Raw genomic sequence first — 600 nt, 5'->3', positions numbered from 1 at the left:
GGGCTCGGAGATGTGTATAAGAGACAGCTTCATATGTAATCCAACTGCATTTATTAAGAGTTAAAAATTGGGTAACTATTTCTGGTGTAGCTTTTTTTCCAGTATCAAGTATATAGTCATCAATACCATTTTTTACAGGTGAATCTAATAATTTATTATCAATCTTATTCAATTCTTCTTCTGAAAATCCAACAAGAACAAGCAAATTTTTATCATTTTCTTTGATATAAGTATTTAAGTCCATTAAAATTCCTCCAAATATCTGTGTATACCATTTTTTTCTAATTTTTTACGTAATTTTGCCATTGCCGTAGATTCTATTTGTCTTATTCTTTCTCGCGTTACTTTATATGTAAGTCCAATTTCTTCTAATGTTTCAACTTCGCCCTCCCAACCGGATCTTCTTTTTAAAATATCAATTTGCTTGTCCGTTAAAATTTCTTTAAATATTGATTCCATTTCATCTCTGAATATTTTCTTAGTAATTAAATTTTCAGGCGTATTTTCTTCTATTTCATAAATGCTAGATTCACTTCTGATAAAATCACTAATTTGAGAACTGCCATCTTCATTAGTAGAACTTGCTAAGGAGGTTAAGCT

At 29.3% G+C, this 600-nt stretch carries 2 protein-coding genes; both read right to left on the bottom strand.

What is annotated here, in order from left to right; all coding sequences use genetic code 11:
- Positions 1-244, bottom strand: a 244-nt coding sequence (locus tag CD118_RS11890) for a hypothetical protein (protein ID WP_142380891.1), incomplete at its 3' end; no start/stop codon positions are given.
- A partial coding sequence (locus CD118_RS11885; protein WP_280949843.1) for a sigma factor-like helix-turn-helix DNA-binding protein occupies positions 244-600 on the bottom strand: 357 nt, incomplete at its 5' end. The genes CD118_RS11885 and CD118_RS11890, both read right to left, overlap by 1 nt.

This window comes from Staphylococcus coagulans (assembly GCF_002901995.1).
Lineage (GTDB): Bacteria > Bacillota > Bacilli > Staphylococcales > Staphylococcaceae > Staphylococcus > Staphylococcus coagulans.
The sequence above is the reverse complement of the archived record's forward strand: the minus strand, read 5'-3'. Positions and strand labels throughout refer to the sequence as shown.